Below are 15,279 nucleotides of genomic sequence, written 5' to 3'. Positions count from 1 at the left end.
ACTCCTCACTGATTGAAGCAGAACATCATTAGTTTCATCACTTCATTATAGTCTAAAAGATACTTTAATAATTTACCACACAACTTTTTCGATTGCAATAGTTCTCTGAAAGTCTTTCAAGAAAAAAACCTTGACATTAGATAGAGAATTTTGAAATGATAGGGTGCGGATAGTTGATTGCTTTTAAAAACACAATAAGTATAGTAAAATGTCTGTAGCGTAGCAACAATCATAAGGGGGGTTCTCTGTGACTATTGAGCTTAAAACGAAGTACGGACAAATTGATATTTCTAACGATGTGATTGCGATGATTGCAGGCGGAGCAGCAGTTGACTGTTACGGCATCGTCGGTATGGCATCCAAGAAACAATTGAAAGATGGACTGACTGAAATTCTTCGCCGCGAAAACTTTACGCGCGGAGTGGTGGTTCGTCAAGAAGAGGATCAGGTTCATATTGATATGTACATCATTGTCAGCTATGGAACGAAGATTTCAGAAGTAGCCAATAATGTCCAGTCAGTAGTTAAGTACACTCTAGATAAAACAGTCGGATTATCTGTCGACTCTGTAAATATTTTTGTACAAGGTGTTCGGGTGACGAACCCATAGTGTGAGGAGGAAAGATTCGTGTCAATTACTTCATTGGATGGGAAACGTTTTGCCCAAATGATTCAGGCAGGAGCCAGCCATCTTTCAGCAAATGCGCAAATGGTGGATGCGCTAAACGTTTTTCCTGTTCCTGATGGTGATACAGGAACAAATATGAATTTATCAATGACTTCTGGTGCGAAAGAAGTCCAGCAGCAGCCAAGTGAACATTTCGGCAAAACAGCCGCTGCTCTTGCAAAGGGCCTTTTAATGGGCGCACGCGGAAATTCAGGTGTAATCTTATCTCAACTATTCCGCGGTTTCTCAAAAGCCATCGAGCAGAAAGAAACAGTCAGCACGAAAGAACTGGCTCAAGCATTTGATGCCGGCGTTCAATCCGCGTATAAAGCAGTCATGAAACCTGTTGAAGGCACGATTTTAACTGTAGCCAAGGATGCGGCTAAAAAGGCAGTTTCTGCTGCTAAGAAGCAAACAGATATTGTTCAATTGATGGAAGCCATTGTAGAAGAAGGCAGAGCCTCACTTGCCCGCACTCCGGATTTGTTGCCAGTTCTAAAGGAAGTTGGCGTGGTTGACAGCGGCGGACAAGGACTTCTGTTTGTCTATGAAGGATTTCTTGCGGAACTGAAAGGTGAAAAGCTTTCAAATGTGAGTGTATCCGCTCCTAAGCTTGACGATCTTGTCCGGGCTGAGCACCATAAGAGCGTGCAAAGCTTCATGAATACAGAAGATATTGAATTCGGCTACTGTACCGAGTTTATGGTGAAATTCGAAGCGGACAAAGCGAAAGCGAATCCGTTTATTGAAGAGAAATTCCGTGAAGATCTTAGCCAGTATGGAGATTCTTTACTCGTGATTTCTGATGATGAAATCGCCAAAGTTCATATCCATTCCGAACAGCCAGGCGAAGTTCTGACATACGGTCAGCGCTACGGCAGCTTGATCAGCATGAAAATTGAAAATATGCGTCAGCAGCATACAGAGCTATTGTTTGACACTGCTCAGCACACTGAAGCGCCTCCTGTGAATAAAGAACAGCAGGAATATGGAATTGTCACAGTGGCAATGGGTGAAGGAATTGCAGAATTATTTAAAAGCGTCGGCGCTTCAGCGGTCATTGAAGGCGGACAGACAATGAATCCAAGTACGGAAGATATTGTCCGTGCAGTGGAGAAAGTCAACGCGAAGAAAGTGATCATCCTGCCTAATAACAAAAACATTATCATGGCTGCAGAACAGGCTGCGGAAGTGATTGACGGAGAAGCCATCGTCATCCCTTCTAAAACAGTTCCTCAAGGCATATCTTCTTTATTAGCTTTTAATCCTGAAACGGGATTAAAGGAAAATGAATCGGTTATGACAGCTGCCTTGAAAAATGTAAAAACAGGCCAAATCACTTTTGCCGTCCGAGATACGAGCATTGATGGCATTGAAATAGCTAAAGATGATTTCATGGGCATTCAAGAAGGCAAAATTGTTTTAACAGGCAAAGACCGGAAAACGACAGCTGAAGGCTTGCTTGAAAAAATGATTGATGACGAATCAGAAATTTTAACGATTATCTATGGAGAAGATGCTACTGAAGAAGAAGTAGAGCATGTAACGTCCTTCATGGAAGAAAACTATACAGATGTAGAAGTGGAAGTTCATAACGGCAAACAGCCGCTTTATTCTTTCATTTTTTCAGTGGAATAAGAAGGAGGGGGAAACCCCTTCTTTTTCCTTATGTTTAAATATGGGTAAACGATGGACAATAAGGGTTGAAGGAGGCATGGCAATGAAGTATAAAAGTGTCTTTGATATTATAGGTCCAGTGATGATTGGTCCATCAAGCTCGCATACGGCGGGAGCTGCTCGGATAGGGAGAGTAGCCAGAAGCCTGTTTGGACGGGAACCGAAGTGGGCAAAAATTTCCCTTTACGGATCTTTTGCTCAAACCTATAAGGGTCATGCGACAGATGTGGCCATTATTGGGGGACTGCTGGATTTTGATACATTTGATGAACGGATTAAAGATGCGATAAAAATTGCAGAAGATAAGGGCATGTCTATTCAGTTTATTGAAGAAGAAGCTGTTCCAGAGCATCCGAATACAGCCCGATTGAAGATTGGAGACGACTCGGGAGAAATGGAGCTCGTGGGCATTTCAATCGGTGGCGGAAAAATTGAAATTACCGAACTGAATGGTTTTGAATTAAAACTTTCTGGACATCACCCGGCGATACTTGTGGTGCATAATGATCGTTTCGGTGCAATTGCAACTGTTTCTAATGAACTAGCTAAGCATCAAATTAATATTGGCCACATGGAGGTTTCCCGAAAAGCGAAAGGGGATATGGCCTTAATGACAATTGAAGTCGACCAAGGGCTTGATGAAACCATTCTAGATGCGATTCGAGGTCTTCCTCATATTATTCAAGTGGCAAGGATCGCTGAATAACTAATAAGTATGGTGGCGCTTACACCAAAGGAGGCGAGTGACTTGTTTAAAAATGCAGCTGAATTAATTGAACTGGCCGAGAAACGGCAGAAGAAAATATCACAGATTATGATTGAGCAAGAAATGGAAGTAACCGGGAAAAGCTTAGATCAAGTAATGGAGCAGATGGATCAAAACTTGACTGTAATGGAACAGGCGGTTGAAAGAGGAATTAAAGGTGTTCATTCCTTGTCCGGATTGACAGGTGGAGATGCCGTTCTTCTTCAGCAATATATTTCAAAAGGCAATACGCTCTCCGGCACGCTGTTACTCGACGCTGTCAGCAAAGCGGTTGCTACCAATGAAGTGAATGCAGCCATGGGTACGATTTGCGCAACTCCGACAGCGGGAAGTGCCGGCGTGGTGCCAGGCACGTTGTTTGCCGTAAGGGAAAAATTAAAGCCATCACGTGAAGAAATGATCCATTTCTTGTTTACAGCGGGGGCATTTGGTTATATTGTCGCGAATAACGCTTCCATTTCAGGTGCAGCAGGAGGATGTCAGGCTGAAGTAGGGTCAGCATCTGGCATGGCTGCGGCAGCAATTGTAGAAATGGCTGGCGGAACACCCGCCCAGTCGGCAGAAGCCATGGCGATTACATTGAAAAATATGCTCGGTCTCGTTTGTGATCCAGTAGCTGGATTAGTGGAAGTGCCGTGTGTGAAACGAAATGCGATGGGGGCTGCTAATGCGATGGTCGCAGCTGATATGGCGCTTGCTGGTGTCACAAGCCGAATTCCTTGTGACGAAGTCATTGATGCGATGTATAAAATAGGACAGACGATGCCGGTTGCACTTAGAGAAACAGCCGGTGGCGGACTTGCTGCTACACCGACGGGGCGAAAGCTGGAGGAGAAGATTTATGGAACATCCATCCGTAAAGACAAATCATGATCACCAGCCGCTCCATCAGCCTGTCCACACATTAAAAGGAATTGGAAAAGAAACGGCTGCCCAGTTATCAGAACTTGGCATCTTTACAATTGAAGAGTTGCTTGAGTATTTTCCTCATCGTTACGAGGATTATCGTTTGCGTGACCTGGCAGAAGTGGCTCACGATGAACGTGTAACAGTGGAAGGGAAGGTACATAGCGTACCTTCTTTAATGTTTTATGGCAAAAAAAAATCAAGGCTGACACTGAAAGTTCTTGTCGGCCGTTATTTAATCAGTGTCGTATTTTTTAACCAGCCTTACTTAAAGAATAAAATGAATGTCAATGATACAGTCACTATAACGGGAAAGTGGGATAAACATAGACAGACCATTAATGCCCAATTATTTGAAGCAGGCCCTCATCAAAAGCAAGGAGATTTTGAGGCGGTATATGCCCTAAAAGGTCTTGTGTCAGGAAAGCAGTTCCGAAAATATATGGGTCTTGCTTTATCTCAATTTAGCGACCATCTGCATGAAACGCTGCCGGATTCGTTTTTGCAGAAGTATAAATTGCTGCACCGGCGTGAGGCATTGCGAAGCTTGCATTTTCCTGCTTCACAGGAAGAAATGAAGCAGGCGCGGCGCCGATTTGTCTATGAAGAATTTTTATACTTTCAATTAAAAATGCAAGCGCTCAGAAAATTCGAAAGAGAACAATCGAAGGGGATGTCTCAATCCTACGATTTACAAAAGCTTAAACAATTCATCGATTCACTGCCGTTTTCATTAACCGGCGCGCAAAAGCGGGTAGTTAATGAAATCTGTGCCGACCTGTTATCGCCATATCGCATGAACCGTCTGCTGCAAGGTGATGTAGGAAGCGGAAAAACTGCCGTTGCGGCAATTTGCCTGTACGCAACAGTAACAGCAGGATTCCAAGGTGCGTTAATGGTGCCGACAGAGATTTTAGCGGAACAGCATGCGGAATCTTTGCATGCGATGCTTGAGCCGATGGGAGTAACGGTGGCTCTTTTGACAAGCTCAGTTAAAGGCAAGAGGCGAAAAGAATTACTTGGAAGATTAAGTGCAGGGGAAATAGATATATTAATAGGGACGCATGCTTTAATTCAAGACGAAGTTGATTTTCAACGGCTCGGTTTGGTCATAACTGATGAGCAGCACCGCTTTGGCGTGCAGCAGCGCCGGGTACTTCGGGAAAAAGGAGAAAGTCCGGATGTATTATTCATGACGGCTACTCCGATTCCGCGAACATTGGCCATTACGGTATTTGGTGAGATGGATGTATCCATTATTGATGAAATGCCAGCGGGAAGAAAGGCGATTGAAACCTATTGGGCAAAAGAAGAAATGCTTGATCGAGTGTTAGGATTTATGGAAAAGGAATTAGTGAAAGGGAGACAAGTGTATGTCATTTGTCCGCTGATTGAAGAATCAGAAAAGCTGGATGTGCAAAATGCGCTCGATGTCCATTCTCAGCTCGTTCACTATTTTCATAGCAAGTATCAAGTGGGTCTTATGCACGGACGCCTGCCTTCTGAAGAAAAGGATCGGGTGATGAAAGAATTCAGTGATAATCAGCTGCAGGTTCTTGTCTCCACAACTGTCGTTGAAGTAGGTGTAAATGTGCCGAACGCGACCATGATGGTGATTTATGACGCGGAGAGGTTTGGCTTATCCCAGCTTCACCAGCTTAGGGGACGAGTAGGCCGAGGAAGCGAGCAATCTTATTGCATTTTGCTGGCCAATCCGAAAACAGAAGTCGGCCAGGAGCGGATGAAAGTTATGACTGAGACGAATGACGGATTCGTTTTAAGTGAAAAGGACTTGGAGCTTCGGGGACCAGGAGACTTTTTCGGCAGAAAGCAGAGCGGCCTTCCGGAATTTAAAGTAGCGGATATGATTCATGATTATCGTGCGCTTGAAGTGGCAAGAGACGATGCGAAAAGATTAATAGAATCAAAAGAATTTTGGGAATTAGAAGAGTATGCTGTCATGCGGGAGTATTTAGTGCAAACCGGTGTCACTTCAGGTGAGAAATTGGATTAATGGCAGAATGTAAGTTTTTCCTTGCATTCTGCTTTTTTTGATTTTATACTACTATTAGTACCTAGTCCTAATATCGGATGGTGTGAATTTATGAAACGTTCAAAGAAAGATAGACAGCGCCAGCTGCAGGAAAAAATTAAAGAGCAGCCGTTTGTGACGGATGAAGAGTTAGCAGATTTCTTCGGGGTCAGTGTTCAAACCATTCGTTTAGACCGAATGGAACTGTCCATTCCGGAGCTGCGGGAAAGAATTAAACATGTAGCTGAGAAGAAATTAACAGACGAAGTCCGGTCTCTTCCGATTGAGGAAGTGATTGGAGATGTAATTGATATAGAGCTTGATAAGAGTGCGATTTCCATTTTTGATGTAAAAAAAGAACATGTATTTAAAAGAAACGGGATCGCGAGAGGCCATCATTTATTTGCGCAAGCGAATTCTTTGGCGGTTGCGGTGATCAATGATGAACTAGCGTTGACCGCGAAAGCGAATATTCGCTTTACTCGTTCAGTGAATGAAGGTGAACGAGTGGTCGCTAAAGCAAAAGTAACAGAGATCCAGGAACGTAAAGAACGGACAACTGTTCAAGTCAGCAGTTATGTCGGCCAGGAATTAGTGTTTGAAGGGGACTTTATCATGTACCGTTCCAATACATCAGTAAAGGATGAAACCAATGAAAATAGCTATTGATGCAATGGGCGGAGATCACGCGCCGAAGGAAATTATTTTAGGAGTTAATCAGGCGTTGAAAGAATTGCCGAATCTTGAAGTGATGATTTTCGGTGATGAAAAAGAAATCAGCAAATATTTAGAGGCCAATGACCGGGCGGAAGTCATACATACAGAAGAAAAGATTTTAGGAACAGATGAACCGGTCAGAGCCGTCAGACGGAAAAAGCAAGCGTCTATGGTTTTGATGGCTCAAGCAGTGGCGGATCAGAAAGCATCTGCCTGTGTATCAGCTGGAAATACAGGGGCTTTAATGGCAGCAGGGCTTTTCATTGTCGGACGGATCGAAGGCATACAGCGTCCTGCACTAGCACCAACCTTGCCGACTATTGACGGTAAAGGGTTTGTGATGCTTGATTTAGGAGCGAACTCAGATGCGAAGCCAGAACACCTAATGCAGTATGCCCTAATGGGGTCCATCTATGCGGAAAAGGTGCGCGGTATTGCCAATCCACGAGTCGGACTTCTCAATATTGGAACAGAAGAAAAAAAAGGTAATGATTTGACGAAAGAAAGTTACAGGTTATTGAAGCAAAGCGGCGAATTAAACTTTATAGGCAATGTGGAATCCCGCGATTTACTAAACGGCGTGGCAGATGTTGTCGTGACAGACGGGTTTACAGGTAATATGGTGTTGAAAACACTAGAAGGAACTGCCTTATCGATTTTTTCTATGCTGAAGTCTTCCTTAACTTCTTCACTGAAAGCAAAAATCGGTGCAGGTCTATTAAAAACAGAACTTTATAGTCTTAAGAACAAAATGGATTATACAGAATATGGCGGAGCGGGACTATTCGGTCTTCGTGCGCCTGTCATCAAAGCCCATGGTTCATCGAACGCCAATGCGTTTTATAATGCATTGAAACAGGCTTATACGATGGCTGAAGCAGATGTGCCAGATAAAATTAAACAGGCAGCCAAATTAATGCCAAACTCAGAACAAGAATAAGGGGGAGAAAAGTATGGGGAAAATAGCGTTTATTTTTCCGGGACAAGGGTCTCAAACAGTTGGTATGGGGAAGACACTTGCGGATGAGCATCAAGAGATTAAAGAGATGTTTTCAGCTGCGGATGAACGGTTAGGTTATGATCTAAGCGAGATTATTTTTAATGGTCCGCAGGAGCTGCTGACGCAGACGACGAATGCGCAGCCAGCGTTATTAACTGTGAGCCTGGCGGTTTTGAAACGGTTTGAAAAAGAAGGAATCAAACCTGACTTTGTGGCCGGACATAGTTTAGGAGAATACACGGCTCTCGCTGCAGCAAAAGCGATCTCGTTTGAAGATGCTGTTTACGTTGTACATAATAGAGGACGTTTCATGGAGCAAGCTGTCCCATCCGGAGAGGGAACGATGGCGGCTGTGCTTGGATTAGATCGGACTGCCTTGCAAGAAGTGTGTGCAGAGGTATCTGAACGCGGTGATCTAGTAGGACTGGCCAACCTAAACTGCCCGGGACAAATTGTCATTTCAGGAACAAAAGCTGGAGTTGAGCAGGCAGGAGAACTGGCGAAGGAAAAAGGTGCGAAACGAGTGCTGCCTCTAAACGTCAGCGGACCGTTCCACTCAGAATTAATGAAGCCAGCGACAGAACAGCTGGAGAAAGTATTAAATGAAGTGGAAATCAAAGATTGCCAAGTGCCTGTGATTGCGAACGTGGATGCCTTGCCAGTCGAAAAGTCAGCGGACATTCAAGCTAAATTATTAAAGCAGCTGTATTCACCAGTATTATGGGAAGACAGTGTTGAAACATTGCTGGCAAATGGTGTGGATACATTTATCGAAATCGGCCCTGGAAAAGTGCTTTCCGGCTTAGTAAAGAAAGTGAACCGCCGAGTTCGTACATTTGCTATTCAAGATGAAGAAACGATTCAAGCAGTAATCGAAGAGTTAAAGGAGGCCGCACGATGAATTTACAAGGGAAATCTGCACTCGTTACAGGGGCTTCTAGAGGAATCGGCCGTGAAATCGCGCTCGAACTTGCCCGTCAAGGTGCGGATGTAGCGGTCAATTATTCAGGAAGTGAAGCAAAGGCTGCCGAAGTAGTTGATGAGATTAAGGCGCTAGGCAGAAATGCTTTTGCTGTACAGTGCAATGTATCGGATAGTGAAGCCGTTCAAGAAATGGTCAAAATGACGGTAGAAACGTTTGGGAAGCTAGATATTTTAGTCAACAATGCAGGAATTACGAAAGACAATTTATTAATGCGCATGAAAGAATCCGAGTGGGATGATGTCATTAACATTAATTTAAAAGGTGTGTTTTTGTGCACCAAAGCGGTTACGCGTCAAATGATGAAGCAGCGCAGCGGACGCATTATTAATATTTCTTCGATTGTCGGCGTGAGCGGAAATGCAGGCCAAGCCAATTACGTAGCGGCTAAGTCTGGTGTGATCGGTTTAACGAAAACGACAGCAAAAGAACTTGCTACACGCGGAATCACAGTCAATGCGGTTGCACCGGGATTTATTTCAACTGACATGACAGATGCTCTTCCGGAAGAAGCGAAAGAAGCGATGCATAAGCAGATCCCGCTTGCCCGTTTTGGCGAGCCGCAAGATATTGCTAAAGTAGCAGCCTTTTTAGCATCAGATGATTCGAAGTATATGACAGGTCAAACCTTGCATGTAGATGGCGGAATGGTCATGTAACGGATGATTTTTTGAGGGTGCTATTCCTAATTGTGAATTGTTCATTGCACCGTTTTCATTTATAATGACTTGAGGGGAGGTGAACGTGTAATGGCAGATGTATTAGAGCGCGTAACAAAGATTATTGTGGATCGTCTTGGAGTAGAAGAATCACAAGTGAAACTTGAAGCTTCTTTTAAAGAAGATTTAGGTGCAGATTCTCTAGATGTAGTAGAACTTGTTATGGAATTGGAAGATGAGTTCGATATGGAAATTTCTGACGATGATGCAGAAAAAATTGCAACAGTGGGTGACGCTGTGAACTACATAAACAGCAAAAACTAATCGTTAGAAGATAAGCAAGGCTCCGTTATTAAACGGAGCTTTCTTTCTTTTGCGCTTCTTGTGATTTTAGACTAGAATTGGTTTTGTATGTACACTAGTTTTTGATAACGGGGGAAGTCCTATGAAGAAACCAAATAAAGATTTTCGAAAAACATCCTATAGACGAGATGAACAATTTAAGTTGTTTCAAGAGAGAATCGGCATTAAATTTAACAATGAGAAATTATTAAAACAAGCATTTACTCATTCATCCTATGTGAATGAGCATCGGAAAAAACCTTATGAAGACAATGAGCGCTTAGAGTTTTTAGGCGATGCTGTCCTCGAATTAACGGTGTCACAATATTTATTTCTAAAATACCCGCTGATGTCAGAAGGCGATTTGACTAAGCTGCGAGCAGCCATTGTTTGTGAGCCTTCACTTGTGACGTTCGCCAATGAACTGAATTTCGGCGAGCTTGTCCTCCTTGGCAGAGGAGAAGAATTGACAGGCGGACGGATGAGGCCTGCTTTATTAGCGGATGTATTTGAAGCGTTTATTGGGGCTTTGTATTTAGACCAGGGACTAGAACAAGTCATTCCGCTGTTGGATCAAGTGGTCTATCCGAAAATTAACTCCGGTGCTTTTTCTCATATGATGGATTATAAGAGCCAGCTTCAAGAATTGGTTCAGCGTAAAACAAAAGGCCAGCTTGAATATAAAGTGCTTCAAGAAAAAGGGCCTGCTCACAGCAAGGAGTTTGTTTCCCAAGTCACGATGAATGGTGAAGTGCTAGGCACAGGCACAGGCCGGTCGAAAAAGGAAGCGGAGCAATTCGCTGCCCAAATGGCATTAACATCATTGAAAGAACTTACAGAATAGAAGGTAGGAAAGAGAGAATGTTCCTGAAAAAATTGGATATTGTCGGTTTTAAATCATTTGCCGAAAGAGTATCCGTTGAATTTGTAGATGGAGTTACGGCCGTGGTTGGTCCCAATGGGTCGGGGAAAAGCAATATTACGGATGGGATCAGATGGGTTCTTGGCGAGCAGTCAGCTAAAAGCCTGCGCGGAGGAAAAATGGAGGATATCATTTTTGCCGGAAGCGACAGCAGAAAGCAATTGAATTTTGCTGAAGTGACTTTAACGCTAAATAACGAAAATCAAGTGCTGCCGATTGAATATAACGAAGTAAATGTGACTAGGAGAGTGTACCGTTCAGGCGAAAGTGAGTTTTATATTAACAAGCAGTCCTGCCGTTTAAAGGATATCGTAGAATTATTTATGGATTCGGGTCTTGGGCGAGAAGCGTTTTCGATTATCGGGCAAGGCAAAGTCGAAGAAATCCTCAACAGCAAGCCAGATGACAGGCGCGCTATTTTTGAAGAAGCAGCAGGCGTGCTGAAATATAAAACGCGAAAAAGAAAAGCGGAACAGAAGCTTTCAGAAACACAGGAAAATTTAAACCGCGTGCAAGATATTCTCTTTGAATTAGAAGGACAAATTGAACCGCTGAAAATTCAAGCCTCCATTGCAAAGGATTTCTTAGAGAAAAAAGAAGAATTAATGGAATTAGATATCGCCTGTATCGTCTATGATATTGAACAGCTGCACAGTGAATGGGAGCAGTTAAAAGCCGATCTTTCTAGGCATCAAGGTGAAGAAATTGGCTTATCTGCAGGTGTTCAAGCAAAGGAAGCGCTTGGAGCAGAGCTTCGTGATCAGATTTCGGCCATTGATGAGTCCGTGAATGAACTGCAAAGTGTGCTACTTGCGGCAAGTGAAGAACTTGAAAAGCTTGAGGGACGCAAGCAGGTGTTAAAAGAAAGAAAAAAGAATGCAACGCAGAATGAGGAACAGCTGGCCAAAAGCTTAGATGAAGAAAAACATAAAATTGAACGCCTCACCGAGCAATTCAGAAAGCTTAAAGATAAGGCAGCAAGCGATCAAGCAGAAGCGGACAGGCTCTCCGTTGCATTAAAAGAAAAGCAATCAGAAATGAAAAGTTTATCTGAAAACGTTGAGGAGAAAATTGAATCCTTAAAAGCAGATTATATCGAAGGACTTAATAAGCAAGCCGCTGCTAAAAATGAACTTCAGCATATAAAGCAGCAGCTGGAACAATTGGCTAGAAGAAAAGAACGGCTCGATACGGAAAACGCTAAATATGTGAATGAGCGCCAGCAAATCGAATCTGAAAAAGCACACATCGAGGAGCTTCTGGCAAAGGCACAATCCGATCTTGCGCGTCACGTGGAACAATTCCGTGATAGCGAACAGACGATTGACGTCTTAAAGAACAAGTACGCCAAACAGGAATCGAACCTCTATCAAGCGTATCAAATTTTGCAAGAAGCTAAATCCAGAAAGGAAATGCTTGAAACATTAGAGGAAGATTATTCAGGCTTTTTCCAGGGAGTAAAAGAAATTTTAAAAGCGAGAAATACGAAACTGACAGGAATCGAAGGCGCAGTGGCAGAATTAATTGATGTGCCAAAAATGTATGAAACGGCGCTTGAGATAGCACTTGGAAGCAGTATGCAGCATATTGTCACAAGCGATGAATCTGCCGCCCGCGGCGCTATTTCTTTTTTAAAGCAGCATCGGTTTGGGCGCGCAACATTTTTGCCATTAACCGCGATGAGAGGAAAAGTATTTCCTAGTGCCCTATTATCCCAGCTTCAAAACGACAGCCGCTTTGTCGGAATAGCTTCTGACTTAATTCAATACGACAGCCGTTTTGAACAGGCGATTACGAATCTAATTGGTCATGTAGTGATTGCAAAAGATTTGACTGGGGCGAATGGATTAGCGAAAACACTAGGATACAGGTATCGGATTGTTACGCTTGATGGTGATGTAGTCAATCCAGGCGGCTCCATGACAGGGGGCGCGCTAAAGCAGAAAACGTCTTCTTTGTTAAGCAGAAAGAATGAGCTTGAAGCACTGAAGACTAAGCTTAAAGCGATGGAAGAGAAAACATCAGCTGTAGAAAGAGAAGTTAAAAAGTTAAAAGAAAGCATTGTGGAAAAAGAAGCTGAAGTGAATGATCTGCGCACACGCGGGGAAGCACTTAGGCACAAAGAGCAAGAATGGAAGAACGAATTGCTGGAATCGCAGTTCTCATTTAAAACGATGAATGATCGCCTCGCGCTTTATGATGCGGACAAACAAGAGTTTGCCGAAGAAAGTGCCCGGTTGAATTCTCGGATGACAGATGCACAGCAGCAGATTGCCGATAGTGAAAAGGCCATCGAACAATTGGATAAAGAGATTAAAGTATTGACAGAGAAGAAGCAAAAAGAGCAGGTGCTAAAGGAAACGCTTGTCTCTGTCATAAGCGATCTAAAATCCAAATTGGCTGTAAAAATCGAACAAGTCACTTCAGGGCAATTGCTTGTCGATCAGGTGGAATCAGACCTGAACGAATCGAAAAAGAAATTTGATAACTGGCAGGATAATTTAAAGTGGCTGAAGTCAGAAATGCACAATAGCGATCAAGGGGAAGAGGAGCTTGACGCGGCGGCTGCAAGGAAGCTTGTGGATAAGCAAGAGACCGCGAAACTGATCTCACTGCGCCGGGAAGAACGGATGGAGAAACAAAAGCAGCTTGAAGATGTTGACATCGAACTAAAAGAAGCGAAAAGACTTCATAAAGCGATGAGTGAAGCCATTCAAGATGAAGAAGTAAAAGTGAACCGTCTTGATGTAGAATTGGAAAACAGGCTGGAGCAGCTTAGACAGGAATACACTTTATCTTTTGAAGCAGCCAAAGAGAAATACCCGCTGTCTGCACCGATCGAAGACGTCCGTAATCAGGTCAAGCTGATAAAGCTCGCGATTGATGAACTAGGACAAGTAAATCTCGGCGCCATTGAAGAGTATGACCGGGTATTTGAGCGATACACGTTTCTTCACTCGCAGCGGACAGATTTGCAGGAAGCGAAGGATACGCTTTCTCAGGTCATTAAGGAAATGGATGAGGAGATGGCTAAAAGGTTTAAAGACACGTTCCAAGCGATTCGCACAGAATTTCTGCCGGTCTTTAAAGCATTATTCGGCGGAGGAAGAGCGGAACTGAAACTAACGGATCCCGCGGATATCTTAAATACAGGTGTGGATATTGTCGCTCAGCCGCCAGGGAAAAAGCTGCAAAATCTTGGGCTGCTATCCGGAGGAGAACGGGCATTAACGGCGATCGCTTTATTATTTGCCATTTTAAAAGTCCGCCCTGTTCCTTTCTGCGTCCTCGATGAAGTGGAAGCTGCGCTTGATGAAGCCAATGTGCACAGGTTCAGTCAATACCTTAAACAATTCAGTGCAGATACACAGTTTATTGTGATCACCCACAGAAAAGGAACGATGGAAGAGGCAGACGTACTGTATGGCGTGACGATGCAGGAGTCCGGCGTATCGAAGCTGGTATCTGTCCGAATGGAAGAAACGAAACAGCTGGCACAAACCTAATAAGAATATTTCTGAGGAAGAGAGAGTGTGAATATGAGTTTTTTTAAGAAGCTGAAAGAGAAACTGACAACGTCAACTGATCAGGCCACTGAAAAGTTTCGGTCAGGTTTAACGAAAACCCGCGATAATTTTTCCAGCAAAGTAAATGACCTTGTAGCCAGATACCGGAAAATAGACGAAGATTTCTTTGAAGAATTAGAAGAAATTTTAATCGGCGCCGACGTTGGCTTTGATACGGTAATGGACTTAATCGAACAATTGAAAATAGAGGTTAAGCGCAGAAACACGCAAGATCCAGCCGTGGTGCGCGACATTATCACTGAAAAATTGGTTGAAATCTACGAAGGTGGGGACTCTTCCTCAAGTGAGATGAATATGCAAAATGGTCAGTTGACCGTCATTTTGTTTGTTGGAGTAAATGGAGTCGGAAAAACAACTACCATCGGCAAGCTCGCTCACCAGTTTAAATCGGAGGGCAAGAAAGTGATGCTGGCTGCGGGAGATACGTTTAGAGCGGGCGCCATTGATCAGCTCGAAGTCTGGGGAGATCGAGTAGGAGTTGAGGTGATCAAGCAAGGCGAAGGGTCAGACCCTGCTGCTGTCATGTACGATGCTGTCCGCGCAGCGAAATCCAGAAAAGCTGATGTTTTACTATGCGATACAGCAGGCCGTCTGCAAAACAAGGTGAACTTAATGAATGAACTGCAAAAAGTGAAGCGGGTCATTGAACGGGAAATTCCAGACGCGCCTCACGAAGTTCTCTTGGTGCTCGATGCAACTACCGGACAAAATGCCATGGTTCAGGCAAAGACGTTCAAAGAGCTAACAGACGTTTCAGGCATTGTTTTAACTAAGTTAGATGGAACGGCTAAAGGCGGGATCGTGCTCGCCATTAGAAAAGAGTTAGAGATTCCTGTGAAATTTGTTGGACTGGGTGAGAAAGTAGATGACCTTCAAGCTTTTGATGCAGAAAAGTATGTATACGGATTATTCTCCAATATGTTTGAAGAAAATGAAGAGAGTGACGAAACAGAAGAAAAATAAGAGACTGGTTCTCTTTTAGGATGTAAAGAAATTTTCTTGACATTCTTTTATGAAGTAAG

Annotated in this window: 13 protein-coding genes; all 13 read left to right on the top strand. The window is 43.5% G+C overall.

From position 1 onward, the window contains the following. Positions 1 to 247: 247 nt before the first annotated feature. The 13 genes from JOC78_RS00465 to ftsY all read left to right on the top strand — a co-directional run bounded on the left by JOC78_RS00465 (position 248) and on the right by ftsY (position 15,220). Positions 248 to 610: an Asp23/Gls24 family envelope stress response protein gene (locus JOC78_RS00465; protein ID WP_204551956.1), complete on the top strand. Its 363-nt coding sequence runs from the start codon at positions 248 to 250 to the stop codon at positions 608 to 610. An 18-nt stretch (positions 611 to 628) separates the two neighbouring features. Beyond that, on the top strand, positions 629 to 2,305 hold the full coding sequence (locus tag JOC78_RS00460; RefSeq protein WP_204551954.1) for a DAK2 domain-containing protein: 1,677 nt from the start codon (positions 629 to 631) through the stop codon (positions 2,303 to 2,305). 82 nt (positions 2,306 to 2,387) lie between these two features. Further along, positions 2,388 to 3,050: an L-serine ammonia-lyase, iron-sulfur-dependent subunit beta gene (sdaAB, locus tag JOC78_RS00455; RefSeq protein WP_204551952.1), complete on the top strand. Its 663-nt coding sequence runs from the start codon at positions 2,388 to 2,390 to the stop codon at positions 3,048 to 3,050. A 42-nt stretch (positions 3,051 to 3,092) separates the two neighbouring features. After that, on the top strand, positions 3,093 to 3,983 hold the full coding sequence (gene sdaAA / locus JOC78_RS00450; protein WP_204551950.1) for an L-serine ammonia-lyase, iron-sulfur-dependent, subunit alpha: 891 nt from the start codon (positions 3,093 to 3,095) through the stop codon (positions 3,981 to 3,983). Further along, positions 3,952 to 6,030, top strand: a complete 2,079-nt coding sequence (gene recG, locus JOC78_RS00445) for an ATP-dependent DNA helicase RecG (RefSeq protein ID WP_204551948.1) — start codon at positions 3,952 to 3,954, stop codon at positions 6,028 to 6,030. Before sdaAA ends, recG begins: the two co-directional genes overlap by 32 nt. A gap of 90 nt (positions 6,031 to 6,120) precedes the next feature. Then, positions 6,121 to 6,717, top strand: a complete 597-nt coding sequence (gene fapR, locus JOC78_RS00440; protein WP_204551946.1) for a transcription factor FapR — start codon at positions 6,121 to 6,123, stop codon at positions 6,715 to 6,717. Then, positions 6,701 to 7,705 (top strand): phosphate acyltransferase PlsX, encoded by a 1,005-nt coding sequence (gene plsX, locus JOC78_RS00435; protein ID WP_204551945.1) that lies wholly within the window; start codon positions 6,701 to 6,703, stop codon positions 7,703 to 7,705. Before fapR ends, plsX begins: the two co-directional genes overlap by 17 nt. A 13-nt stretch (positions 7,706 to 7,718) precedes the next feature. After that, the gene (gene fabD, locus JOC78_RS00430; RefSeq protein WP_204551943.1) at positions 7,719 to 8,666 is read left to right on the top strand and encodes an ACP S-malonyltransferase; all 948 of its coding nucleotides are present in this window, start codon (positions 7,719 to 7,721) and stop codon (positions 8,664 to 8,666) included. Next, a complete protein-coding gene (gene fabG / locus JOC78_RS00425; RefSeq protein ID WP_204551941.1) occupies positions 8,663 to 9,406 on the top strand; it encodes a 3-oxoacyl-[acyl-carrier-protein] reductase in 744 nt (247 codons plus the stop codon). Before fabD ends, fabG begins: the two co-directional genes overlap by 4 nt. A gap of 90 nt (positions 9,407 to 9,496) precedes the next feature. After that, positions 9,497 to 9,730, top strand: coding sequence for an acyl carrier protein (acpP, locus tag JOC78_RS00420; RefSeq protein ID WP_094835667.1), 234 nt, complete (start codon positions 9,497 to 9,499; stop codon positions 9,728 to 9,730). 121 nt (positions 9,731 to 9,851) lie between these two features. Beyond that, on the top strand, positions 9,852 to 10,592 hold the full coding sequence (gene rnc, locus JOC78_RS00415; RefSeq protein WP_204551939.1) for a ribonuclease III: 741 nt from the start codon (positions 9,852 to 9,854) through the stop codon (positions 10,590 to 10,592). Between the two features lie 17 nt (positions 10,593 to 10,609). Beyond that, the gene (gene smc / locus JOC78_RS00410; protein ID WP_204551937.1) at positions 10,610 to 14,176 is read left to right on the top strand and encodes a chromosome segregation protein SMC; all 3,567 of its coding nucleotides are present in this window, start codon (positions 10,610 to 10,612) and stop codon (positions 14,174 to 14,176) included. Positions 14,177 to 14,209: 33 nt separating this feature from the next. Beyond that, on the top strand, positions 14,210 to 15,220 hold the full coding sequence (ftsY, locus tag JOC78_RS00405; RefSeq protein WP_204551935.1) for a signal recognition particle-docking protein FtsY: 1,011 nt from the start codon (positions 14,210 to 14,212) through the stop codon (positions 15,218 to 15,220). Positions 15,221 to 15,279: the final 59 nt, after the last annotated feature.

It is taken from the genome of Bacillus ectoiniformans (assembly GCF_016908875.1).
Classification (GTDB): Bacteria; Bacillota; Bacilli; order Bacillales; family Domibacillaceae; genus Bacillus_BX; species Bacillus_BX ectoiniformans.
Note: the sequence above shows the minus strand (reverse complement) of the source record. Positions and strands in the feature narration are given on the sequence as shown.